This is a genomic window from Hymenobacter nivis, from assembly GCF_003149515.1.
Classification (GTDB): domain Bacteria; phylum Bacteroidota; class Bacteroidia; order Cytophagales; family Hymenobacteraceae; genus Hymenobacter; species Hymenobacter nivis.
The window spans coordinates 1,087,897-1,111,620 of the sequence record NZ_CP029145.1; the positions used below are offsets into that span (position 1 = coordinate 1,087,897).

Sequence of the window (23,724 nt, forward strand, 5' to 3'; positions counted from 1 at the left end):
AGCTGGGGGCCCCAAAGCGCGCCCGTCTTTACCTTTGGGGCCCATGCTCGACCCCACTTTCTACCCCGCCCACCCCCTGCCCTACGGCCACCAGCACATCACCGACGCCGACGTGGCCGCCGTGGCCGACGCCTTGCGCGCCGATTTCCTGACCCAGGGCCCCCGCGTGGCGGAGTTTGAGGCCCGGTTTGCCGAATACATCGGGGCCCGCTACGCCGTGGCCGTGAGCAACGGCACGGCGGCGCTGCACCTGTGCGCGTTGGCGCTGGGCGTGGGCCCCGGGCAGCGCGTCATCACCACGCCCCTCACCTTCGCGGCCTCGGCCAACTGCGTGCTGTACTGCGGCGGCGAGGTGCACTTTGCCGACATAGACCCCGTTACCGGGCACATCGACCTTGCGCAAGTGCGGGCCTTGCTTGCCGCACACCCGAAGGGCCATTTCCAGGGCCTGATTCCGGTGGATTTTGCCGGGCTGGGCGCGGATTTGGAGCAGGCCCGGGCCCTGGCCGACGAGTTTGGCCTGTGGGTTATTGAGGATGCCTGCCACGCACCGGGCGGCTTTTTTGTCGATTCCAAGGGGCAGGAGCGGCGCTGCGGCAGCGGGCAGCTGGCCGATTTGGCCATCTTCAGCTTCCACCCCGTCAAGCACATTGCCACCGGCGAGGGCGGCATGGTAACGACCAACGACGAGCGCCTCTACCACCGCCTGCTGCGCCTGCGCACCCACGGCATCACCCGCGACGAGGCCTCGTTTGTGAACCCCGGCGAGGGCGGCTGGTACATGGAAATGCAGGAGTTGGGCTACAACTACCGCATTTCCGACATTAACTGCGCCTTGGGTCTCAGCCAGTTGGCGCGCGCTGACGCTGGCTTGGCCCGCCGCCGCCAGCTGGCCGCCCGCTACGATGATGCCTTTGCTGCCCTGCCCGGCGTGGACGTGCTGGCCCCCGGCCGCCCCGGCCACGCCTACCACCTCTACGTGGTGCAGGTGGCCGACCGGCGCGGCCTCTACGACTTCCTCAAAGCCCGGCAAATTTTTGCGCAGGTGCACTACATTCCGGTCCACCGGATGCCGTACTACGAGCGGCTGGGCTGGAAAAAGGGCGATTTCCCGCAGGCCGAGGCCTACTACGCCCGCTGCCTGAGCCTGCCCCTCTACCCTACCCTCACCAACGACGAGCAGGACTACGTGGTGGCCTGCATCCGGGAGTTTAATAGCCAATAGCGGGCATCAGCCGATTGGGCAAACGGCGTGGGCATTATTTGCTTATTCGTCCCACACGCGTTTATCACCTGGCTTTATTCCACTCTTTTTTTACGTTAAATTCTTCCTGCATGACTATTCAGGATTTTGATTCGGCGCAAGCCATCCATTACGAAAACGGCTACTACCTGACCAGCGACATCACGCGGCTGGCCAAGGCAATGGGGCACTTTGAATTGTACAAGCTGATAACCGGCCTGCCGGGCGCAGTGGTGGAATGCGGGGTATTTAAAGCCACTTCGCTCGTGCGCTGGGCTACTTTTCGGGAATTGCTGGAAAGTCCATTATCGCGACGTATCGTCGGATTTGACATTTTTGGCGCTTTCCCGCGGCACGGAGACGAGTCGGACAACGCGTTTGCAGCCCGCCACGACGACGTGGCTGGCCAGGGCCTAAGCGTGGAACAGGTGCAAACCGTGCTGACGCACAAAGGGCTGCGCAACGTGGAGTTAGTCCCCGGCGACGTGGTGGAAACAATACCTGCTTACGTGGGGGCCCACCCGGAGCTGCGCATCGCCCTGCTGCACATCGACGTAGACGTGTACAAGCCCAGCAAGGTAGCCTTGGACGCATTTTACGACCTAGTTGTGCCCGGCGGCGTGCTTATTTTTGATGATTACGGCACCGTGGCGGGCGAAACCCGTGCCGTGGACGAATTAGTGGCTCGCCACAACTTACAGCTGCAAAAACTGTCTTACACGCACACGCCAAGCTTTGTGGTGAAGCCCAGAATTGCCTCGCCAAATACACAATAAATCATAATTGGCAGTTGCGTTTTTGGCGGCTGGTACGGCCGAGCTCGTGCCATTTAATGCTTCGATTTTCCATGAAAAGCTACCATAAGCACCTTGAGTCAACGCAGGCGGCAGGCGAAGCGGTGAGCCTTATCCGACGGCCGATATTTCGCTCGTCCGCCATTTTTCCGGTGCTGCACACGGCTAATTATTCCAGCCGGGTGCTGTTCATGGGGTATTGGTTGCTCAAGCGGCGCATTCCCGAAGTGCAGATGCTCGTCACGCTGCGCGGCGAAGACGGGCCGATTCTGCTGCGCAAAAGCCTGCTCATCACCGAGCCCAAGGCTTTTGCGCTGCGCGTGGGCGACCTGCTGGCCGAAACCGCGTTGGGGGCCACGGAGGCCGACTTTACCGGCTCGCTGGAGTTAGAAATTTTTGCTACCCGGGACTTGGTTTATCCTTACCCGGCCTTCGTGCTTAATTATTACGGCGACGAATTCATGGCCAGCGTCCACACCACGGGCCGGGTGTACAACGACATCGAAGACTTGCAGGAAAACGAGGATAAAATCGTGCCCGAGTGCGGGTTTGATATTTTATCGGGCGCGGCTTACGCACCGTTTTTCGCTTTTGTCAACGGGGTATATAATTACGATAACCCCGTCATCGAGTGGACTATCATCGACGAGCACGGCCAAGGGCAGCGCGGCCAGTTCACGCTGCCTCCCGTGCCGGCCTACGCCACCCGCTTCGTAATGCTGCGCGATTACATCGACCTCGACGCCCTATTGCACGGCGGCAAAGGCACCGTCAAGCTACACCACCAGTTCCGGGGCTTTTTCCCGCGATTCGTGGCCGGTAATTTTGAGCAGCACCGCCACGCGCTGAGCATTACCCACACGTACTACGACTCATCGGCCGTAAGCGACGCGGGGGCCTATTGGGGGAACACGGACGAGCGGTTTCACGACAGCGCGGTTTTTGCCCCGTTGTTTGTGGACGAGGGCGAATACACCCAATTGGTGTTTTACCCCATCTACTCGCCCTCGGCGTTTGGCATTAGCCTTGCATTTTACGACGAAGCGGGGGCGCTGGTGGGCACCGTGCGCGATTGGCGGCACCTGGACTTACACGCCACCCCTGACCAATTTTTTACGCTGAGCTTTAACGAGGTAATTGCCGAGCATTTCCCGCCCGAGCAGGCGCGCCGGCTACGGGGGGTGAACATCGTCAAGCACTGGCCCAACCGGGAGCAAATTCCTACCCGCCTCAAGTTCGGCCTCAACGTCGGCCGCACGGGCCGGGCCATGAACCTGCCAACCAACGTGTGCTTCAACTCCCAGATTGCCAACGCCAAGGTACTCACCAAGCCGGGCACGTTCAAGTGGAGCCCCATCCTGGACGGCGACCATTCGGTGGTGGTCATCCTCAACGGCTCGGCCGTGAAAGAATACGCCACGCCGGCCCACTTGCAGCTGTCGTTCTACCGCGAGGCCGACAACCAAACCTTGCTGCGGGAAGCCCAGCTGCCGCCGTTTGGCCAGTTGCGCCTGGACCCCAAGGCCGATACCGAGCTGCGGGAGTTCCTGGGCGGCCAGCCAGGGTGGGTAACCATTCAGGCCGACAACCCTTTTGTAACCTCCTGGTATTTTGATTTTAACGAAAGCGGGGCCGTGGGCGGCGACCACGCTTTTTAATGCAGCCACGCCCCAGCCCACAGCGCGGCGGGGCTGCTGCCGGTCAGCCAGTACGGGCCCTGCCCAGCGCCCGCCACCGGGTTTGTACTTTTACGGGGCCCTTTCCGGCCATTGTTTCCTTTTGCCCTTCTATTTTTTTACATGACATCCAATCCCAACACAAAGCAGGAACATTTCTGGACCAGCGACTTTGGCCGCCACTATACCGACCGCAACTCGCGGCACTTGGCGGACTGGAACCAATTTTACCTCGACAACTGGGGCCAGACCAAATTGGCCATGAACGAGCGTTTTCTGGGGCACCTGAGCCGCGAGGCGCGCATTATGGAAGTTGGCTGCAACACCGGCATGCAGTTGATGGGCCTGCAAGAAAACGGGTTCAAGAACCTCTACGGGGTTGAAATTCAGCCCTACGCCGTCGAGAAGGCCAAAGAGTACACCCAGCACGTAAACATTGTGCAGGGCAGCGGCCTGGATCTGCCTTTTAAGGACGATTTCTTTGACGTGGTGGGTACCAATGGCGTGTTGATTCACATTTCGCCCGACGACTTGCCTAAAGTAATGGCCGAAATGATGCGCTGCACCAGCCGCTACATCTGGGGGTTCGAGTACTACATGCCTGACATCACCACGATTAAGTACCGCGACAACGTGGGCTACGCTTGGAAAGGCGACTACGCCCGCTTGTTCATGGAGCAGTTTCCGGGCCAGCTGCGGGTGGTGCAGCAGGAGTTTTTTCCGTACGTGAACCCAGCCGAGCAAGGCAATACGGACTGCATGTACTTGCTGGAAAAAATAGGGGCCTGATGAGCGGCGCTTTGCGCGTCGGCATCGTGTCGCAGGCCCGGATGACCAGCACGCGCCTGCCGGGCAAGGTGCTGCTCCGGGCCGGGGCCGATTCGCTGCTGGGCTGGCACCTGCGGCGGCTGCGCCAGACCGGGCTGCCGGTGTTTTTGGCCACCACCACCAACGCGGCCGACGACGTGCTGGCCGCCTTTGGTGCGGCGCACGGCTTGCCCGTGACGCGGGGCGACGAGCACGACGTGCTGGGCCGCTTCTTGCTTTGCGCCCGGCAGCACGACCTGGAGGCCGTGGTGCGGGTCACGAGCGACTGCCCGCTCATCGCGGCCGAGTTGATTACCGAAGGCGTGGCCCGCTACCGGGCCGCGGCCGACCCGCGCCTGTACCTGTCCAACGTGTTGCAGCGGACGTACCCGCGCGGTTTCGATTTCGAGGTATTCTCGCGGGAGTTGCTGGAGGAAGCTGCCCGGCGGGCTACCCTGCCCGCCGAGCGGGAGCACGTCACGCCTTATATCAACCAGAACCGTTCCGGTACCGTGCGCTTGGCGCACTTGACCCGCGCCACTGATGCCAGCCGCTACCGCCTCACCGTGGACACGCCGGAGGACTTTACGCTGGCCCGGGCGTTGTTGGCTGATTATAACGCGGGCCGGCTCGATTGCGAAGAAATAATTGCCCTGCTTGCCGCCCACCCCAAGTTGGTGGCGCTGAATGCGGAGGTCGAGCAAAAAAAGATTTAAGCCGTGGGAATCCCGCTCGTTTTCGATACTGCCGCAAATCCTGCACCGTGGGGGCCCCGGCTGGTGCTGCGGGCCGATGGGGGCTCAACCACCGGGCTAGGCCATGTGATGCGGCTGCTGGCATTGGCTGAAATAGTGCGCCGACAATTTTCGGAAACGGTTTTCGTGGTGCAAAACCCCGCCGATTCTTTACGTGGGCTGCTGGCCACGGCGGGCTTGCCCGTGCAGGAACTGCCAGAGCAACCGCTGGCTACGGAGGCCGTGTGGCTGCGGCAACATTTACTGCGCGACGATGACGTGCTGGTGCTCGACGGCTATGGCTTTGATTTTGCGTACCAACAGGCCGTGCGGCGCGGCGCGGCCAAGCTGGTGTGCCTGGATGATTTACACGCTTTTCCCTTTGCGGCGGATTTGGTGTTGAACCCCGCCGGAGGCATTTCCGAAGCGAGTTACGAGGTGCGTACACTGGGGGCCCGGCTGTTGGCCGGACCGGCTTTTGCTCCGTTGCGGTCCGCCTTCCAAACGAGTAATGAGTTACTGGCAAACCCGGGCACGGTACTTCTATGCCTGGGCGGGGCCGACCCTCACCACCTCACGCAGCAAGTAGCCACTCAGCTGCTGGCGTTGCCGGAGGCGGCGGTGCAACAATTGCATGTAGTGGTTGGACCGGCCTATAAAGGGTGGCAGCAATTGTGCGAATGGGGCACCTCGCACCCTCGCCTGACGTTGCACCGGGCCTTACCCGCCGCCGGGTTGGGGGCCCTAATGCGCGGCTGTGGCGCGGCGGTGCTTTCCCCCAGCACCGTCAGCTACGAATATTGCGCGGCCGGCGGCGGCTTATTGTTTACCCTGCCCACGGCTGACAACCAGCACGACCTCGACCAGTTTTTGCGGGGGGCGGGCCTGGCGCTGCCGTACCCCAGCGTTGCCAACGTACTGACGGGTACCGAAGCGGTTCGCGTGGGGGCCCGGCTGCGGGCCGCCCAGCGGCAGCACTTCGATGGCCTGGCTCCGACGCGACTGCGGCAGGCTTTTGCGGCTTTGCGCATATCCGCGCCGTCTTTTCACTTACTTCCCATTGCCCTCTCGAACTCGGAGTTGCTGCTGGCCTGGACCAACGACCCCGTGGTGCGGCAGCATTCTTTTTCTCCCAAGCCAGTTGCACGTGCGGAACACGAAGCTTGGTTGCGGACCCGCCTCGCCGACCCAAACTCGCTACTGCTATTGGCTGAAGATATTGACAGCGGGGCCCCGGTGGGCCTTATCCGATTTCAGGTGGCAGGCACGCTGGCCACGCTGAGCTACCAGTTGGCCACCGCATGGCGCGGGCGCGGACTAGCCGCACCGCTGCTACTGGCCGGCACCGAGGCTGTACAGCAGCGGTTTCCAAGGGTACGCCGGGTACAAGGGCAAGTGCGGGCCGCCAACCTAGCCTCGGGGCGGGCCTTCGAGCGGGCCGGGTTTGAGCGGGCCGCGCTTGAAGCCGACGCACCGACCGGGGGCCTCAATTTTGTTTGGATTGCCTGAAGGCGGGCGCGTTTGCTGGCTGGTTCGTCAGCATTCGCTGCTTCCATGCAAATCGGTTCCTACCGCATCGGCCCCGACCAGCCGCCGCTCATCATCGCCGGGCTTTTCGGCAAATATACCCAGAACCTGAGCCGCGGCCTAGCCATCATCGACGCCGTGGCCGCCGCTGGGACTCATACCGTCAAGCTTCAGACTTACACCGCCGATACGATGATACTGCCCGGGGCCAACCGCATCACGGGCCCCCAGTTGCTGTGGTTTGGCCGAGGGCTGCACGAGAAGTTTGGATTCCGGCGCGAGTCCTATTTCCGCCAGCATGTGCACAAGAATGGCTCGTTCCACAACGTGGTAGGCCTGGCCCTGCTGCGCCACGAGTGGCAGCTGATGCGCGAGTACTTGCAGGCCCGCTTCGTGCGCGGCTAGCGGCGCGGCGGGGGCCCCGGCCGACCGCGGGGCGTACCTTTGGGCGTTCGTTTTTCTTTGCCGCAATGCCCGAAATCCACATCGGGGGCCGCCCCGTGGGGCCCCAACACCCGCCGTTCGTCATCGCCGAAATGTCGGGCAACCACAACCAGAGCCTCGACCGGGCCCTGGCCCTGGTGGACGCCGCCGCCGCCGCCGGCGTGCACGCCCTCAAGCTCCAGACTTACACCGCCGACACCATCACGATGGACACCGGCTTCGTCATCCGCGAAGAAGGCCAGTCGCTGTGGGAAGGCCGCGATTTGTACAAGCTCTACCAGGAAGCCCACACGCCCTGGGCGTGGCACGCCGAGATTTTTGCCCGCGCCCGGCAGCACGGCCTACTGGCCTTCAGCTCGCCGTTTGACGAAACGGCGGTGGATTTCCTGGAAACGCTCGACGTGCCGGCGTACAAGATTGCCTCGTTTGAGAACGCCCATTGGCCGCTGCTGCGCAAAGTAGCGGCCACCGGCAAGCCGGTGATTGTGAGCACCGGAGCCGCTACCCTCTCGGAGATCGACGACGCCGTGCGGGTGCTGCGCCAGGCCGGCTGCCGCGAGCTGGTGCTGCTGAAATGCACCAGCACCTATCCCGCCTCGCCCCAGAACACCAACCTGCGCACCATCCCGGTGCTGGCCGAAACCTTCGGCTGCCCCATCGGCCTGAGCGACCACACCATGGGCGTGGGCGCCAGCGTGGCCGCCGTGGCCCTGGGGGCCTGCGTCATCGAAAAGCACTTCACCCTGAGCCGCGCCGAGGGCGGCGTCGATTCGGCGTTTTCGCTGGAGCCCCATGAGCTGAAGCTGTTGGTGGACGAAACCGCCCGCGCCCACCAGGCCCTGGGCACGGTGCAGCTGTGCGTACAGCCCAGCGAGGAAAAGAGCCGCGTGTTCAAGCGCAGCATTTACGTGGCGCAGCCGATTGCCGCGGGTGAGGCATTCACCGCCGACAACCTGCGCATTATCCGCCCCGGCGACGGCCTGCTGCCCCGCTACTGGGACGTGGTGCTGGGCCGACGCGCGGTGCGCGACCTGCGCCCCGGTACGCCTTTGACCTGGGATGCGCTCTGAGCCTGGGCCCTGGCTGGCCCGCCTGCGCGACATCCTCCAGCTGCGCTTTACGGACATTTTTGCGGCCATGTCGCCGGCTGCGCTCAGCGGTATTTCGCCCGCCAGCCCGCTGCGGCGGCTGGCGCGGGTGGGGGCCTACGCGGCGCTGCGGCTGGTGGGGCACGTGTTTCAGCCGGTGCGGAACCAGGCTGATTTGCGCAGTGCGGTGTGGCTGTACGTGGTGAGCGCCAACAACTACGAGGCGCTGCAATTCATCCAACAAAGCCAACCAGGGGCAGTGCTGGTGGCCGGGCAGGGTAAGAATATCGGGCGCTACAATGGGGCCGTGCAGCGGCTGTCGCTGCGCCGCAAGCTGCTGTACTACTGGCAATACCCGGCGGTGCTGCTAGGCTTGCGGCGCCGCGAGGGGCCTCGGGCGTGGCGGTTTTTTGACCTGATTTTTTACGCCATCGGCTACTACGAGGTGTACCGCCGGGCCCTGCGCCACTACCGGCCTCGGGCCGTGGTTTTCGCCAACGACCACAACGACGATGCCCGCGCCCTGCTGCTGGCCTGCCGCGCCGAAGGTATCCCCACGGCCTACGTGCAGCACGCCAGCGTGAGCGCCAACTTCCCGCTCCTGGGCTTCGATTTGAGCCTGCTCGAAGGCCAGGATGCCCTGGATAAGTACCGCCGCTGCGGCCCCGTGCGCGGCCGGGTGGCGCTGGTGGGCATGCCCAAGGCCGACGCCTACCTGTCCCGCCGGAACACCGCCCCCGCCGTGCGCCGCGTGGGCCTGGCCTGCAACATCCACGACCCTCTGCCGGCCCTGGCCGAAACCCTGGCCTATCTCGCGCAGGCCCTACCCACACTCACGCTGACGCTACGCCCCCACCCCAGCGACACCCGCGACTTTGGGCCCCTGCGCCGCCAGCTGCCGCAAGTGCAGTGGTCGGACGCCCGGCGGCAGAACGTGTTCGAGTTCCTCGAAACCCAGGACGCGCTGGTGGCCGCCGACACCTCCACCCACCTCGAAGCCACCCTCTTGAATGTGGCAAGCATCTACTACCGCTTCGCCGCCAACCCGCTCACCGACGACTACTACGGCTATGTAGCCCACGGCCTGGTGCCCCGCGCCGCCGACCTACCCGCCCTGAAAGCCCTGCTCGGGGCCCTGGCCCAGCATAAGCCCGCCGACCTCTACCGCCGCGCCGCCTATTACAACGCCACCCTCGGCACGCCCGACGAGGGCCACAGCCAGCCGCTGGCCGCCCGCGTGCTCGGCGAGTGGCTGAATACGGCCGCCGGGGCCCCGGCGTAGTTGTCTGCAATTTGCCGGGTGGTCCGGGCTGCCGGCTTTTCGCCGGCTGCCCGGTAACCGTTGGGGCCCCGAGCAGCCGCTTGCCAACGATTCAACGATTAGCGGGCAGCCGGCGAAAAAGCCGGCAGCCCGCCCCGCCTATTGCGGGCCTACCTTCGCCCTCATGCCTACCGATGACCTTATTTTGGCTCCGCCGCCCGTTGCGCCGGTCACAACTGCGGTGCGGCTGGCTTACGTGTGGGCCCACTTCGCGCGGGTGTATCCCGGCGCGCTGGCGGGGGCCCTAGGCTACGTGGGCAGCGGCGCAGCGGTGGAAGTAGCCAACTTGGCGGATGGTTTCTTTGGTTCGAATCAGCCGTACCCTGCCGAGCCAAATTGGCGCGAGTGGCAAGGCCAGCGGGTACCATTCTTCTTTGACAACGGCACCCAGCCCCTGCTGATGTTGACGCCGGGTCGGGCTGAAATCAGCGCCGATGTAGTTTCGGCCGCGTTTTATTTGCTCAGCGGCTGGCAGGAATATTTCTCGGAGGCGCGCGACCGTCACGGGCGGTTTCCGTACGTGGCCAGCGTGCAGGCGCGGTATGGCTTCGTGGCGCTGCCGGTGGTCAATTACTACCTCGACGTGCTGAAAACGGCCATCGAGCACGTCACCGGCCAAGTGCTACGCCCGCGTACCTGGGGCCCCGGAGCCCTATTTGCCGCCTTCATCAGCCACGACCTCGACAACCTGCGCAGTGCCTGGAAAGCCCCGACCAAAGCGGCACTGCGGGCCGGCCGGCTGCTGGATTTTGGGCAGCAGTTGTGGCAGCACTGGACGCGGCCCGACGCCTGGGACAACCTCGAAGCCGTTGCCGCCGCCACGGCGCAGTACGGGGCCCGGTCCACGTTTTTCGTACTGCCCGAGCACCGGCCGGGGGCCGATGGCACGCCCAACGCCGACTATGCGCTCACGGCTCGGCTGTGGCAACGGCTAGCCAAATTGGCGAAGCAAGGCCACGAAGTGGCGCTGCACGCCAGCATCGGAACGGCCGATAATTTCACCCATTTTGATACCGAGCGGCAGCAAGTACTCGATGTAGAAGGAGGCGGTAACCGCTTTCACTACCTGCGTTGGGAGCCGCGCCTGACCCCCGGTATAATAAGCAAGGCAGGCATTACTTTCGACTCAACCCTAGGTTTTGCTGAGCATTTCGGGTTTCGGCACTCCTACTGCCACCCCTTTTATCCCTTTGATTTCAGTAGCGGCAGCGCCTACGAGTTTTTCGAAATACCCCTGAATGTGATGGACGCCACGCTGCATAACCCCGCTTATTTGCAGCTGGGCCCCGACGAAGTTTTGCCGGCCCTCGTGCCCATGCTGGCGGAAATTGAAAAGTTTGGCGGGGTGGCCACGGTGCTCTGGCACAACCAGAACTTCGACCCGGCTAACACTGCCAACGGGCCCCGGCAGTTCCACGAAATCATGGGCTGGCTGCGCGGCCGCGGCGCGGCATTCCTGACGGGTACCGAGATTTGGTCCCAGTTTCCGGCGGCGTAGGGCCCCGGGCTTCTATTTTTTCTTCTTTCCACTTGGGCATTGTTCAACGCCAGGGCCTCCGCAACACCCTGATTTCTTACATCGGCCTGGGCATTGGGTTCGTCAGCAGCACGCTGGTGCTCACGCGCTTGCTCACGCCGGCACAGCTCGGCCTCACCTCGGTGCTTGTCTCGCTGGCCACGCTGGCGGCGCAGCTGGCGGCCTTTGGGTTTGCCAGCACGGCGCTGCGTTACTTCCCGTATTTCCGCAATTCGGCGAAGGGCCACTCCGGCTTTTTGCCGCTGCTGCTGGGCGTGCCGCTGCTGGGCTTTGCAGCGGTAGCGGCGGCGCTGTGGGCCGGCAAGAGCTTCGTGCTGAGCCGGTTCTCATCCGATGCCGCCCTGCTGGGGCCCAACTACCCGGCCATTATCCTGCTCACACTGGCCGTACTGCTGCTTTCGCTGCAAGACGCCTACCTGAAGTCGCTGTTCTACACCGGGTTTTCGTCGTTTTTACAAGAGATTTTTCTGCGGCTGTACATTGTGGGGGCGGCGGGGCTTTTTTGGCGCGGCTACTTGTCGTTCGACGGCTTTGTACTGGCCTACGTGGGCGGCTACGCGCTGGTGGACGTGCTGCTGGCGGCCTACCTGCTGGCCATCGGCGAGCTGCACCTGCGGCCCACGCGGGCCGTGCTGCGGGTGCGGCCCCTGCGCGAGCTGCTGGCCTTCGGGGGCTTTGCGCTGCTGGGCAACCTCTCAGGCACCATCATGGTTACCATCGACGCGCTGATGGTGGGCGCCAAGCTCAGCCTGGCGGCGGCCGGCATCTATGCCATTGCCTTCAACATCAGCACGGCCCTCACACTGCCGTTCCGGGCCCTCTACAAAACGGCGTTCCCACTCATCGCCGAGTACTGGAAAGAAGGCGCAATGGAAAAGATGGCCGATTTCTACGCCCGCACCACCCGCCTCAACACCGTGCTGGGCTGCTACTTGGCCCTGGGCCTGGGCCTGAACCTGGACTTCGTGTACGGCCTCATCCACCGCCCGGCCTACGCCGCCGGCAGCGTGGCCGTGCTGCTGCTGCTGGTGGGCCGCCTGGTCGACGGCATCACCGGCGTCAACGGCATCATCGTGCTCACCTCGCCCCGCTACCGCTTCGATTTGGTGTTCAACGCCAGCCTGGCCGTGGCCATCGTGGCCCTGAACGCGCTGCTCATCCCGCGCCTGGGCCTGGCCGGCGCGGCCCTGTCCAACTGCTTGGCCCTGGTGGGCATCAACGTATTGCGCACCTGGTTTGTGTGGCGCACCTACGGCCTCCAACCCTTCGACCGGCGTATTCCGCTCATCGGGGCCCTAGCGGCGGGCGCCGGGCTGGCGGCGTGGCTGCTGCCGGTGCCGCCCAATATTTGGGGGGCCCTACTGCTGCGCGGCGGCACGCTCACGGTGCTTTACGGGGCCGGCCTGCTGCTCACCGGCGCCGCGCCCGAGGTGAACGGCTTGGCCGCCCACGGCTGGGCCCGCCTGCGCGGGCGCCGGGCGTAGGCGGCGGCGGGGGCCCCCAGAGCCCGTGTAGCTGGGAATAATGCAACGGTAGGGCAAATAATTGCTGTTGCTGCGTATACCAGCACAGTTGCTGACACTACCAGGACCCGGCCCAGGCCTACCAGCGCAGCGGCTGGCCCTACCAAGGCTGGGGGCGGAGCTACCAGTTTGGCGGCGGGCACTACTCGCCTTTGGGATGGGCCTACCCGTGTTGTTGCTGGCACTACCAGCCGCCGGGGCCGGGGCCCTCGGGCGCCCAATGCCAGGTTTATTGCGGAGCTTGCCGCGCGGCCCGGGGTTTGGGCCGTGGCTGCCGGGCTATCCGGCCTATTCATTTCCTTTTATCCCGTGAAACAAGTACAAGTAAACGCCAACTATAACATGTCGCAGGGCGACCTGGTGCTCACCTGCCACACCAAGGCCGATTTTATGGACCGCGACGCGGACGCCTTCGCCACGCGCGGCGTGGCCCAAACCCGCCTCGACGCCTTCAAAGCCCAAACCGATGCGGTGGCCCAATTGCCCAGCGATGCGCAGCTCGATTTTGAGAAGCAGGCCCTCACCGCCGCCTCCCTCGCCCAGCGCCAGGCCGTGGAAAGCGGCATGGCCACGGTGATGAGCCAAGTCGCCATCGTGCACGACGCCCGCAGCCCCGCCTACAAAGCCTTCGGCAGCGCCGGCCTCTACAACGCCAGCGAGGGCGATTTCTACGTGAACATGGGCCACCTCCTCGACTGGGCCACCGCCCACGCCGCCGACTACCAGGCCCAGGGCCTCACCCCCGCCCAGCTCCAGGCCCTCGCCACCGATAATGAGCAGTACCTCGCCGCCCTCAAGGCCCAGCGGCTGGCCATCTCGGACCGCAGCGCCACCACCCAAACCCGCCAAATCGCCCTCAACGCCCTCTACGACGAGCTAACCGCCCTCTGCAACATCGGCCAGGGCCTATTCAAACAGTCGGACGTAAGCAAGTACGACGACTACGTGGTGGCCCCCACTGTGCATTCGGCCGCCCCCGTAGTGCCCCCGGCCAAGTAGCCAGCACCCAGGCCCGAAATTTTTGTAACTGAAGAAGCGCCGGGGCCCGTGGGTTCCGGCGCTTTTTTTAGTACTTGGAGCTAATAAAATACTGATTCGGTCTTTTTCCAGATCATTATTTCCACTCCTTCTACAAAGTATCTGAGGCAAAATTGTTTAACTCCAATTTGCAAAAAAACTCCCAATGTGAAGACAAATCCATTCAGCAAACTTGTGAAATAACAAATTTTAGTAATGTCAAATTTATCGTGTAAATTCAGTCTATTAAATTGCTCAGTTTTTTTCACCTCAATAATCAAAATATTTTTAGAGTTTGACCCCCTTTTGTGAACAATTATATCAGGAGATATATTAATTACCGCTTTACCATCAATTATTTTAGGTTTTCTTATTGTTCTGAAAGGTTCAAATTCTAACTCGGAACCAACCATGTCTTTCCTACGGTTGCGAGCGTTTTCAATATTACCATTATATTCGTGATCAACATCGTGATTAAGAAAAAATGGCCGTAGATAACAAAAAAGTCGCGTGGTTATAGCTCTTTCATTTAAGCCTTCTTTTAATAAATGATAATCATTTCTATATATTTCTCGAACAGCAATTTCAAGGCTACGTTTTATTTCCTCAATATCCGTTATAAATAAGACTTGTTTAAGTGTAACTGACGGAAAATCATCGAGAAATTCGGCAATGGTTTCGCCAGTTTCTAAATAATCAAACAGGTTTTTAATGGGCACCCGCGTACCGTTAAAAACCGGGGTACCTCCCAGAATTTCCGGGTCGCTGTTGATAACTTGCATGGCAGTTGAGTTGTGAGGGACATTCTTAAAAGTACGTTGAAACTACCGCAGCGCGTAAATCCGCTCAATTATTTCCACCACTTTCAGGCCATCCGCGGCATTGGTACCGCCGCCGCGTTGCAGCGTTTCCACCACTTCGTCGATGACGTGGCCGTGATTGGCGGCCGAGCCCTGGTAGGGGCCGTAGTCGTTGGCGGGGTTGGTGGGGGGCAGCGCGGGCGGGGCGTAGTCCTGCACGTGGCAGTAGTCGATTTTTTCCAGGTACTGGCCGCCGATTTTCAGGGCCCCGCGGGCGGCCACCACGGTGAGGGCGCTTTCGAGGTTGCGGTCCCACACGGCGGTGCTGTAGCTGAGCGTGCCGCTGCCGCCGCGCACCAAGTCGAATGTGACGAGGCCGCTGTCCTCAAATTCGGTGGTGGTCTGGTGGTTGAAGTTGCGGAAGCGGGCCGAGAAATTGGCCACGTCGCCAAACACCCAGTACAATAAATCCACGAAGTGGCTGAACTGGGTGAAGAGCGGGCCGCCGTCGAGGGCCCCGGTGCCGCGCCAGCCGCCGGGCCGGTAATAGCGGGCGTCGCGGTTCCAGAAGCAGCTGAGCTGCACCAGGTACACGTCGCCCAGCCGGCCCGCCGCCACTAGTTCCTTGAGCCAGGCGGCGGGCGGCGAGTAGCGGTTTTGCATCACACCGAACACCAGGCGGCCGGTTTGCCGGGCCGTTTCCAGGATGGCGCGGGCATCGGCTGCGGTCAGGGCCAGGGGTTTCTCAACTACCACGTGCAGGCCGTGGCGCAGGCCGGCCACCGCCTGCTGGGCGTGCAGCCCGTTGGGCGTCGCCACTGTGAGCACATCGGCCTGGGGGCCCCGGGCGAGGTATTCGTCGAGCGACGCGAAAAACGGCACGCCGGGAAACTCGGCGGCGAGGCCACTGCGTAACTCGGGTAGCACGTCAACCAGGGCCACCAGCTGGGCCCCGGCGCGGCGGGCCACCAGCGCCGCGTGGCGCCGGCCGATGTGACCCACGCCGCAAATAGCAAAGCGAACGGGTAGCAGGTTGTTGCTCACAAAAAATCAATTATTCGCCAAATAAAACCCCATTACCTCCCCCACATACGCCACCTGCGCCGCCGTCAGCAGCGGGTGCATGGGCAGCGAAAGCACCGTTTCGCACAGCCGCTCGGCCACCGGAAACTGGCCGGCCTGGTAGCCCAAGTAGGCGTAGGCGGGCTGCTGGTGGGCCGGCACCGGGTAATACACCGCCGTGGGCACGCCGCACTGGTGGAGGTATTCACGCAGCGCGTCGCGGCGGCCGGGGCCCTCCACTTGCACGGTGTACTGGTGAAACACGTGGCTGCTGCGCGCGTCGCGGGCCGGAATCTGGAGGCCGGACACGTCGCCCAGGGCCCCATCGTAGCGGGCGGCCACAGCCTGGCGGGCGGCGGTGTTGGCGGGCAGCTGGCGCAGCTTCACGCGCAGCAGGGCGGCTTGCAGCGTATCGAGGCGCGAGTTGAGCCCGATGCGCTGGTGGTGGTATTTCTGGCTTTGGCCGTGGTTGGCCAGCTGCTGGAGCAGCGCGGCGCGCGCCGGGTCGCGGGTGAACAGGGCCCCACCGTCGCCGAGGGCCCCCAGATTTTTCGACGGGAAAAACGACGTAGTGCCCACCGCGCCCACCGCGCCGGCGTGAGCAATTTTGCCGCTGGCAAATTGAAACGTGGCCCCCAGCGCCTGGGCATTATCCTCCACTAAGTCTACACCGTGGGCATTGGCCAAGGTCCCCAGCACCTCCAAATCAGCACATTGCCCAAACAAATGCACGGCGATGATGGCCCCGGTGCGCGGCGTGAGGGCCGCCGCCACGGCTGCGGGGTCGAGGTTGAACGTGTCGGGGCGCACGTCGGCCAGTACAGGGCGCAGGCCTAGCAGGGCGGCGGCCTCCAGCGTGGCCACATAGGTGAAGGCCGGCACGATGACCTCCGCCCCCGCCGGCAAATTCAGGCTCAGTAAGGCCAGCGTGAGGGCGTCGGTACCGTTGGCGCAGGGCACCACGTGGGCCCCGCCAAGGTGGTGCCCCAACTCGGCCGCAAACTGCCCCACGGCGGGCCCCTGGATAAACGCCGCTTCGGCCAGCACCTCGCGCACGGCCGCGTCGAGGGCCGGTTGCAGGGCCGCGTGCTCGGCGGCTAAGTCGAGCAGGCGAATGGGGGTTGAAGGACGAAGCAAGCGCAAAATGGGCGGGTAAGCGGGGTGGGCAAAGGTAGCCGGGCGGGGCGCCACTCAGGCGGCCAGCGCCCGCAGCAGCCACAGTAGCTTCAGCGCATCGAGGGCCGCCAGGGTGGGCCGGGGCCCCAGCAGGTGGCGGCGCAGGGCCGGCGCCGCCGCGCCCAGGGCCACCCGGGCGGCCGGCGCTAAGCCGACGCGGCGCAGCCGCCGGGCCACTTGCACCAGACGAGCATCGGGGCCCACACGGTTTTCGCGCAGCAGCTGGGCCAGGTTGCGCACCGCCTGCTCCGATTTTTCGAGGAACGCGGCGGCCGTTTCCAGGCCTACATGGCGCACGGGGTTGTCGAGGTGCAGCACGGGCACGGCGGCGGCGGCCAGCTGCCAGCCCAGCTGGGTATCCTCGTGGCCGTAGCCGCGCAGGGTTTCATCCAACGGAAACCGCAGCAGCAATTCCCTACTAATAAGCAGGTTGTTTATCAACAACTGGCCATACGGCGCGGCCTGGCGCTGGGCCGCCGGGCGCACCTCGCGCGCTTGCCCGTACCGCCAGCGCAGGCGCAGCGCCGGGTTGGCTGGGGGCCCCGGGGCGTAGCTTACGCCGCCGGCCAGCACCGGGGCGGCGCCCAGAGCAGCGGCGTAGCGGGCCAGGAACTGGCCATTGGGCAGCTGGCCAGTATTGTCGAGCAGCAGCAGCCACCCGTGCAGGGCCCCGGCGGCCAGCTGGTTGCGCACGGCGGCGCGGCCCACATTGCGCGGTAGTTCCTGGTAGCGCACGCCGGGCAGGGCCCCCAGGGGCCGGTTCAGGCGGCGGCAATTTTCTTCCGAGCCATCATCCAGCAAGTAAATTTCGACGGGCCCCGGCCACTGCGGCACCTGCGCCAGCAGCGCATTTGTTAATTCCATCACCGGTCGGTTGTACACCGGAATTAATACCGACAGGCCGAGCATAGTGGGCGTTAATTAATTCCGCGCCGAGTCCAGCAGGGCCCCATCCTGGCACGTGAGCACGCGGTGCGGGTACTTCTCAATCACCTGGAAATTGTGCGTGGCCATGAGAATGGCGGTGCCGGCGTAATTGATTTCCGTAAACAATTGCATGATGCTGTCGGCCACTTCCGGGTCGAGGTTGCCAGTGGGCTCGTCGGCGAGCAGCAGCGTGGGCTCGTTCAGCAACGCCCTAGCAATGACCACGCGCTGCTGCTCACCACCCGAAAGGCGGTGCGGCATCCGATTAGCGGCGCTGCTCAGGCCCACGCGGTCCAGCACGTCGGCGATGCGTTGCTGCTTGCGGGCCTTGCCCTTCCAGCCGGTGGCGTTGAGCACGAACAGCAGATTTTCGGCCACCGTGCGGTCGGGCAGCAGCTGGAAATCCTGAAATACGATACCCAGACGGCGGCGCAAATACGGCACCTTGCCCACGGGCAGCCGCGGCAGCGCAAAGCCCGCCACAGTGCCAGTGCCTACCAGCAGCGGCAGGTCGGCGTACAGGGTTTTGAGCAGCGACGACTTGCCCGAGCCGGTGCGACCCACGAGGTAGGCGAAGTCGCTCTTTTCCAGCGCAAACGATACGCCTTGGAGTACCGCCTGCGTTTCCTGCATCACGGTGGCGTCGCGCAGCTCAACGATTAATTCGGACATCGCGCAGCGTTAAATCGTGAGCGGGCGGAGCTTGCCAAATTCCAGCTCTGAAATGACGGCTGCCAGCGCCGTTTCCTTGCCTTCAAGGCCGTAGCGGTGCAAATCCTTCAGTGGCCGGTCGGCCCGGAAGTAGGCAATGAGCACAAATTGCTCGTCGCGGAGCTGGATATAATCCGGAATTTTGGCTTTGCCCTTGACCTTAATAATGTACATATTAATTAATATGAAAATGTGAGGGATGTGGAGATATGAGAAATAGAAAAATAATTAATTCGCGCCTGGATCAAACGCATTTTCACCTCTCCACATCCCTCACATTTTCACATTTTAATTACGCATTCACCTTGGCGTAGTCGGCCAGGAAGGTGGCCAGGCCTTTATCAGTAAGCGGGTGGTTGAGCAGGCCCAGGATGACGCTGAGCGGGCAAGTAACCACGTCGGCCCCGATTTCGGCGCACTGGATGAGGTGCGGCACGTGGCGCACGGAGGCGGCCAGCACCTGGGTTTCGTAGCCGTAGTTGCCGTAAATCTGCACAATCTGCTCAACTAGCTGGAGACCGTCGGCCCCAATGTCGTCGAGGCGGCCAACGAAGGGCGACACGTAGGTGGCACCGGCTTTGGCGGCTAGCAGAGCCTGCCCGGCCGAGAACACGAGGGTGCAGTTGGTTTTGATGCCCTTGTCGGAGAAGTAGCGGATGGCCTTCACGCCGTCGCGGATCATGGGCACCTTTACCACAATATTGGGGTGCAGGTCGGCCAGTACCTCGCCCTCGCGGATGATGCCGCTGTAATCGGTAGCAATCACTTCGGCCGATACGTCGCCGTCCACAATTTCGCAGATGTGGCGGTAATGGCCCAGTATGCTGTCAACGCCGCGCACGCCTTCTTTGGCCATGAGCGAGGGGTTGGTGGTTACGCCGTCGAGCACGCCCAGCTCAACGGCTTCGCGGATTTCGGCAATGTTGGCGGTGTCGAGGAAGAACTTCATGTTTAAGCTGTTTGCGGATGGCTATTAGCTGTTAGCTGCTTTTTCAAACCGGCCACCAGAACAAAAGCTAACGGCTAACGGCTGCCAGCTAACAGCTAATACAAAAAGAATCGGCCCCAAAGCTACTCGCTGCTTCGCCAAAAAGCGAAACGGAGCAGCGCCGGGGCCGACGGGAAAAGACAAAAAAAGCAAGCCAAAATCGCACCGCATCGACCACCTACCCTTGCTACCTTCCGGTCCTGGGGGAGTTCAGCAGGAGCTGGTCGTTCTGACTTGCCGTTGCAAAGGTAATCACAGATTAGCCGGGATTAACCGTGATGGCACGGATTCCATCACAGATTAACCGGGATTAACCGGGATTAACCGGGATATTACTAATTTTATCGTTGTCTATCAGTAATTTGCCCTTGTTTAAATCGGCGATAAAAATCAGCGTCATCCCAGTTAATCACGGCTAATCTGTAATGGAATCAGCGCCGCTACAGCTAACTGCATAATCAGCGATTGAATCAGTGAGTAGCTTTGCAGCATGGAACGTATCGTTATTTTGGATTTTGGCTCGCAGTATACCCAGCTCATTGCCCGGCGCATCCGCGAGCTGCACGTCTTCTGCGAAATTCACCCCTATACCCACGCCCCGAACCTCACCCTGAGTGCTGACATTCGGGGCGTTGTGCTATCCGGCTCGCCCTGCTCGGTGCGCGACGCCGACGCCCCCAACCCCGACCTGAGCCACCTGCTGAGCCACGTGCCGGTACTGGGCGTGTGCTACGGGGCCCAGCTGCTGGCCCAGCAGGGCGGCGGCGAAGTGCTGCCCGCCACCATCCGCGAGTACGGCCGCGCCCGCCTTTCGCACATCAACCAGCACCACCCGCTGCTGCACGGCCTCACGCCCGGCTCGCAGGTATGGATGTCGCACGGCGACACTATTAAGACGCTGCCCGAGGGCTTCCTGGCCATTGCCGGCACGCCCGATGTGCAGGTGGCGGCCTACGAAATTGAGGGCCAGGCCACCTACGGCATCCAGTTTCACCCCGAGGTAACGCACTCCACGGAGGGCAAGCAGCTGATAAAAAACTTCGTCGTTGATATCTGCGGCTGCACCCAGAGCTGGACGCCCGAGCACTTCGTGGACTCGGCCGTGACGGCGCTGCAAAACACCATCGGCCCCGACGACCAGGTGATTCTGGGCCTGTCGGGCGGCGTGGACAGCAGCGTGGCGGCGCTACTGCTGCACCGCGCCATCGGGCCCCGGCTGCACGGTATTTTCGTGGATAATGGCCTGCTGCGGCAGGACGAGTTTGCCTCAGTGCTAAAGGCCTACGAGGGCCTGGGCCTAAACGTGACCGGCGTGGAAGCCGGGGCCGAATTTTATTCCGCCCTGGCCGGCCTCACCGACCCCGAGCAGAAGCGCAAGGCCATCGGCCGCACCTTCATTGAGGTGTTCGACCGCGAGGCGCAGAAGGTGGAAGGGGCCCGCTGGCTGGCCCAGGGCACCATTTACCCCGACGTGATTGAGTCGGTATCGGTACATGGCTCATCGGTGACCATCAAAAGCCACCACAATGTGGGCGGCCTGCCCGAGAAGATGAACCTCAAAATTGTGGAGCCGCTGCGCATGCTCTTCAAAGACGAGGTGCGCGAAGTGGGCGCCACGCTGGGCCTGCCCGGCGAAATCCTGAACCGCCACCCCTTCCCGGGCCCCGGCCTGGGCATCCGCATCCTCGGCGACATCACGCCCGAGAAAGTGGACCTGCTCCAGCGCGCCGATGGCGTATTTATTAACCTGCTGAAAGAGCACGGCCTCTACGACAAAGTGTGGCAGGCCGGCGTGATGCTGCTGCCCGTACAAAGCGTAGGCGTTATGGGCGACGAGCGCACCTACGAGCGCGTGGTGGCCCTGCGCGCCGTAACCAGCGTGGACGGCATGACTGCCGACTGGGCCCACCTCCCCTACGAGTTTCTGGCCGAAGTTAGCAATAAGATTATCAATCAGGTACGCGGCATCAACCGCGTAGTGTACGACATAAGTAGCAAGCCCCCGGCAACGATTGAGTGGGAATAGCCAGCAATAATTAGGACCCCAGACTGTCATGCTGAACGAAGGAAAGCATCTATACTGCGCAAGTACTAAATTACTGCTGTGGAATAGATGCTTCCCTTCGTTCAGCATGACGCTTTAATAACTAATTAGCAATTTATTTTTCACTAAATAATTAATCTAAAATGCGCTGGCATTGCCTCCAACACCTACCCGACGAGGGCCCCGGGCACGCGGCCGACTGGCTGGTGGCGCACGGCCATTCGCTGGCGTACACGCGGTTATTTGAGCCCAACCCGATATTTCCGATGCTGGCCGATTTTGACGGGTTATTAATTTTGGGTGGAGCCATGAGCGTGCACGACGAAGCTCGATTTCCGTGGCTGCGCGATGAGAAGGCGTTTATCCAACAAGTGCTACGGGCGGGGAAAATAATGCTGGCCATTTGCTTAGGGGCCCAACTGGTGGCGCAGGCACTGGGGGCCGAGGTGCGGCCGAACGCCGAACCGGAAATCGGGTTCTGGACGGTGCGGTTTTCGGCCAAGGCCCTGGAACACCCGCTGCTGCGCGGCTGGCCCGAAAAAGCCGCCGTGCTGCACTGGCACCTCGACGCGTTTACGGTGCCGCCGGGGGCCCTGCGGGTGGGCATGTCGGCGGGGTGCGCCGCGCAGGGCTTCGTGTGGGGCGACGGCATCATAGGCCTGCAATTCCACCCCGAAATGACCGTGCCGATGGTGGAGCAATTAATTACCTTTGAAGGCCATGAAATTGCCGAAGAACAGGAGTTTGTGCAGACCGCCGAGCAAATTCGAACCAAATTAAAATCGGTGTGGAAAGGCCGTAAATTAATTGAGCAATTGCTCGCCAATATGGTGGCGCTGCACGAGAAAGAAACTGATTATCTAATTAATTAGATAACAGGTAACGTACTGAAAAATTGAGCATGTAGCTTGGACTTTATAGTCCGAGCTATACAAATAATTAGAGCCCCGGGGCCCTACAAATGATCGAGCCGGCCACCGTCGACCAGCAGCTCGGAGCCTTGCACAAATTCGGCGTTGTCGGAGACCAGGAAGGCGATGGCGGCGGCCACGTTTTCGGGCTTACTCGCGTCGCTGGGGTTAATTTTTTCGACGCCGCTTTTCGCGTTCGGGTTGTTCCAGAGCATGAGCGTATCGATGGCGCCCGGTAGTACGGAGTTAATTCGCAGGCCTTTTTGGGGGGGCCTCAATGGCCGCCGAGCGCGTGAGCGAGAGCACGGCCGCCTTGGCTGCCGCGTAGGGCGCCACCAGCGCCTCGGTAGCAATGGCGTGGATGCTGGCCACGTTCACTGTATAGTCCCAGAGTGTGGTGGTGTAGTTTCGGGGGTGAAATTTCGGCAAGCTTTACGGCACAAATACGCCACGGCAGCGCCCGTACAACTGCGGCAGTTCGGGCCGCTATCCAACGTAGTCAGGAAAGCTTGCAAACGCTCGCCAACCGCCACGGGGTCAACCCCAAAACCGTAGCCAAGTGGCGTAAGCGCCCCACGACGACGGATGCCCCAATGGGCCCTAAGCCGGTTTCGACCGTGCTTACGGCCGAAGAGGAAGCCATTGCCGTGGCTTTTCGCCAGCACACGCTGCTGCCGCTCGATGACTGCCTGTACGCCTTACAGGCCACCCCCCCCGCCTTTCCCACTCGGCGTTGCACCGCTGTTTTCAGCACCACGGCAGCAGCCGACTACCGCTGCCAGACGACGGGGGGGCGCCGCCGGGAAAAAAGTTTATGGATTACCCCACCGGGTACTTGCACGTTAATTTTGCCGAGGTTCGTACTGAAGAGGGCAAGCGCTACCGCCCACATGCTTGACGCGCATTTTTGTCGCGATTGACCGCACCAGTAAAGTAGCCTTTGCCGAGCTGCCCCCGCGCGCTACGCGGATGATAGCGGCTGGATTCCTGCGTCAGGTACTGAATAAATTGCCCTGCAAGGCGCACAAAGTCCTGACCGATAATGGGGTGAAATTCACGGCGCAGCCCCACCAGGTGCTGCCCGGTGGGCATCGCTTCGACCGGGTCTGCGCCGGGTACGGCGTTGAGCACCGCCGCACCAAGCCGGCCCACCCCTGGACGAACGGGCAGGTCGAGCGGATGAACCGCACCCTGAAAGAGGCCACCGTCCAGCGCTACCATTAGCAGACCACCGCCGAACTCAACGCGCACTTACAAGCCTTCTTGCTGGCTTACAATCACGCCAAACGACTCAAGATGTTGCGCGGGCTCACCCCCAACGGATTTGTCTGCACGCAGTGGCAAAAGAACCCGGTTATCTTTACTTAGGACCCGACCGGGTGTAATTCAAAACT

23 protein-coding genes, 1 other RNA gene and 1 pseudogene are annotated in these 23,724 nt (G+C 62.4%); 15 read left to right on the plus strand and 10 right to left on the minus strand.

Features of this window, described 5'->3' with window-relative positions; translation table 11 throughout:
* Nucleotides 1–43: 43 nt before the first annotated feature.
* The 12 genes from pseC (at nucleotide 44) to DDQ68_RS04730 (ending at nucleotide 13,693) form a co-directional block, all read left to right on the plus strand.
* On the plus strand, nucleotides 44–1,225 hold the full coding sequence (pseC, locus tag DDQ68_RS04675) for a UDP-4-amino-4,6-dideoxy-N-acetyl-beta-L-altrosamine transaminase (protein ID WP_109655276.1): 1,182 nt from the start codon (nucleotides 44–46) through the stop codon (nucleotides 1,223–1,225).
* Nucleotides 1,226–1,335: 110 nt separating this feature from the next.
* Complete coding sequence (locus DDQ68_RS04680; protein WP_109655277.1) at nucleotides 1,336–2,019, plus strand: TylF/MycF/NovP-related O-methyltransferase; 684 nt, start codon at nucleotides 1,336–1,338, stop codon at nucleotides 2,017–2,019.
* Nucleotides 2,020–2,090: 71 nt separating this feature from the next.
* Nucleotides 2,091–3,695 (plus strand): hypothetical protein, encoded by a 1,605-nt coding sequence (locus tag DDQ68_RS04685; RefSeq protein ID WP_162549848.1) that lies wholly within the window; start codon nucleotides 2,091–2,093, stop codon nucleotides 3,693–3,695.
* 141 nt (nucleotides 3,696–3,836) lie between these two features.
* The gene (locus tag DDQ68_RS04690) at nucleotides 3,837–4,502 is read left to right on the plus strand and encodes a pseudaminic acid biosynthesis-associated methylase (RefSeq protein ID WP_109658315.1); all 666 of its coding nucleotides are present in this window, start codon (nucleotides 3,837–3,839) and stop codon (nucleotides 4,500–4,502) included.
* Nucleotides 4,502–5,236: a cytidylyltransferase domain-containing protein gene (locus tag DDQ68_RS04695; RefSeq protein WP_109655279.1), complete on the plus strand. Its 735-nt coding sequence runs from the start codon at nucleotides 4,502–4,504 to the stop codon at nucleotides 5,234–5,236. The genes DDQ68_RS04690 and DDQ68_RS04695 overlap by 1 nt, the downstream gene beginning before the upstream one ends.
* A gap of 3 nt (nucleotides 5,237–5,239) precedes the next feature.
* Entirely contained in the window at nucleotides 5,240–6,763 is a 1,524-nt protein-coding gene (gene pseG, locus DDQ68_RS04700; RefSeq protein WP_109655280.1) for a UDP-2,4-diacetamido-2,4,6-trideoxy-beta-L-altropyranose hydrolase, read from the plus strand.
* Nucleotides 6,764–6,808: 45 nt separating this feature from the next.
* On the plus strand, nucleotides 6,809–7,186 hold the full coding sequence (locus tag DDQ68_RS04705) for a GNAT family N-acetyltransferase (RefSeq protein WP_109655281.1): 378 nt from the start codon (nucleotides 6,809–6,811) through the stop codon (nucleotides 7,184–7,186).
* Nucleotides 7,187–7,251: 65 nt separating this feature from the next.
* On the plus strand, nucleotides 7,252–8,295 hold the full coding sequence (gene pseI, locus DDQ68_RS04710) for a pseudaminic acid synthase (protein ID WP_109655282.1): 1,044 nt from the start codon (nucleotides 7,252–7,254) through the stop codon (nucleotides 8,293–8,295).
* Entirely contained in the window at nucleotides 8,285–9,595 is a 1,311-nt protein-coding gene (locus tag DDQ68_RS04715) for a glycosyltransferase family protein (RefSeq protein ID WP_109655283.1), read from the plus strand. The genes pseI and DDQ68_RS04715 overlap by 11 nt, the downstream gene beginning before the upstream one ends.
* Before the next feature lie 163 nt (nucleotides 9,596–9,758).
* Nucleotides 9,759–11,132, plus strand: coding sequence for a DUF7033 domain-containing protein (locus DDQ68_RS04720; RefSeq protein WP_162549849.1), 1,374 nt, complete (start codon nucleotides 9,759–9,761; stop codon nucleotides 11,130–11,132).
* A gap of 32 nt (nucleotides 11,133–11,164) precedes the next feature.
* A complete protein-coding gene (locus DDQ68_RS04725) occupies nucleotides 11,165–12,655 on the plus strand; it encodes a lipopolysaccharide biosynthesis protein (RefSeq protein ID WP_162549850.1) in 1,491 nt (496 codons plus the stop codon).
* A 348-nt stretch (nucleotides 12,656–13,003) separates the two neighbouring features.
* Nucleotides 13,004–13,693: a hypothetical protein gene (locus tag DDQ68_RS04730; protein WP_162549851.1), complete on the plus strand. Its 690-nt coding sequence runs from the start codon at nucleotides 13,004–13,006 to the stop codon at nucleotides 13,691–13,693.
* A gap of 80 nt (nucleotides 13,694–13,773) precedes the next feature.
* Here DDQ68_RS04730 and DDQ68_RS04735 read toward each other — a convergent pair whose 3' ends face one another.
* The 8 genes from DDQ68_RS04735 to ffs form a co-directional block, all read right to left on the minus strand.
* A complete protein-coding gene (locus DDQ68_RS04735; RefSeq protein WP_109655287.1) occupies nucleotides 13,774–14,493 on the minus strand; it encodes a DUF433 domain-containing protein in 720 nt (239 codons plus the stop codon).
* 42 nt (nucleotides 14,494–14,535) lie between these two features.
* Entirely contained in the window at nucleotides 14,536–15,555 is a 1,020-nt protein-coding gene (locus tag DDQ68_RS04740; protein ID WP_245897298.1) for a Gfo/Idh/MocA family protein, read from the minus strand.
* A 6-nt stretch (nucleotides 15,556–15,561) separates the two neighbouring features.
* Nucleotides 15,562–16,710 carry a DegT/DnrJ/EryC1/StrS family aminotransferase gene (locus DDQ68_RS04745; protein WP_245897299.1) on the minus strand — a complete coding sequence of 383 codons (1,149 nt, stop codon included), beginning with the start codon at nucleotides 16,708–16,710 and terminating at the stop codon, nucleotides 15,562–15,564.
* A gap of 54 nt (nucleotides 16,711–16,764) precedes the next feature.
* On the minus strand, nucleotides 16,765–17,658 hold the full coding sequence (locus tag DDQ68_RS04750) for a glycosyltransferase family 2 protein (RefSeq protein WP_109655288.1): 894 nt from the start codon (nucleotides 17,656–17,658) through the stop codon (nucleotides 16,765–16,767).
* Nucleotides 17,659–17,670: 12 nt separating this feature from the next.
* The gene (locus DDQ68_RS04755; protein WP_109655289.1) at nucleotides 17,671–18,348 is read right to left on the minus strand and encodes a cell division ATP-binding protein FtsE; all 678 of its coding nucleotides are present in this window, start codon (nucleotides 18,346–18,348) and stop codon (nucleotides 17,671–17,673) included.
* 9 nt (nucleotides 18,349–18,357) lie between these two features.
* Nucleotides 18,358–18,561, minus strand: coding sequence for a fructose-6-phosphate aldolase (locus tag DDQ68_RS04760; RefSeq protein ID WP_068232643.1), 204 nt, complete (start codon nucleotides 18,559–18,561; stop codon nucleotides 18,358–18,360).
* A gap of 118 nt (nucleotides 18,562–18,679) precedes the next feature.
* Nucleotides 18,680–19,336: a fructose-6-phosphate aldolase gene (gene fsa / locus DDQ68_RS04765; RefSeq protein ID WP_109655290.1), complete on the minus strand. Its 657-nt coding sequence runs from the start codon at nucleotides 19,334–19,336 to the stop codon at nucleotides 18,680–18,682.
* A gap of 183 nt (nucleotides 19,337–19,519) precedes the next feature.
* Nucleotides 19,520–19,615, minus strand: an RNA gene (gene ffs, locus DDQ68_RS04770) — signal recognition particle sRNA small type.
* 250 nt (nucleotides 19,616–19,865) lie between these two features.
* Here ffs and guaA point away from each other — a divergent pair.
* Together guaA and DDQ68_RS04780 are read left to right on the plus strand one after the other, a co-directional pair.
* Entirely contained in the window at nucleotides 19,866–21,401 is a 1,536-nt protein-coding gene (gene guaA / locus DDQ68_RS04775) for a glutamine-hydrolyzing GMP synthase (protein ID WP_109655291.1), read from the plus strand.
* Between the two features lie 161 nt (nucleotides 21,402–21,562).
* Nucleotides 21,563–22,291 carry a type 1 glutamine amidotransferase gene (locus DDQ68_RS04780; RefSeq protein WP_109655292.1) on the plus strand — a complete coding sequence of 243 codons (729 nt, stop codon included), beginning with the start codon at nucleotides 21,563–21,565 and terminating at the stop codon, nucleotides 22,289–22,291.
* A gap of 83 nt (nucleotides 22,292–22,374) precedes the next feature.
* Here the strand turns inward: DDQ68_RS04780 and DDQ68_RS23360 are convergent, their stop codons facing one another.
* Together DDQ68_RS23360 and DDQ68_RS23365 are read right to left on the minus strand one after the other, a co-directional pair.
* Nucleotides 22,375–22,545, minus strand: coding sequence for an SDR family oxidoreductase (locus DDQ68_RS23360; RefSeq protein ID WP_245897301.1), 171 nt, complete (start codon nucleotides 22,543–22,545; stop codon nucleotides 22,375–22,377).
* Between the two features lie 31 nt (nucleotides 22,546–22,576).
* Nucleotides 22,577–22,759 carry a hypothetical protein gene (locus DDQ68_RS23365; protein WP_211320308.1) on the minus strand — a complete coding sequence of 61 codons (183 nt, stop codon included), beginning with the start codon at nucleotides 22,757–22,759 and terminating at the stop codon, nucleotides 22,577–22,579.
* Here DDQ68_RS23365 and DDQ68_RS04790 point away from each other — a divergent pair.
* Nucleotides 22,750–23,698: pseudogene (locus DDQ68_RS04790) on the plus strand (IS481 family transposase). The gene DDQ68_RS23365 and the pseudogene DDQ68_RS04790 sit on opposite strands and share 10 nt — an antisense overlap.
* Nucleotides 23,699–23,724 lie beyond the last annotated feature (26 nt).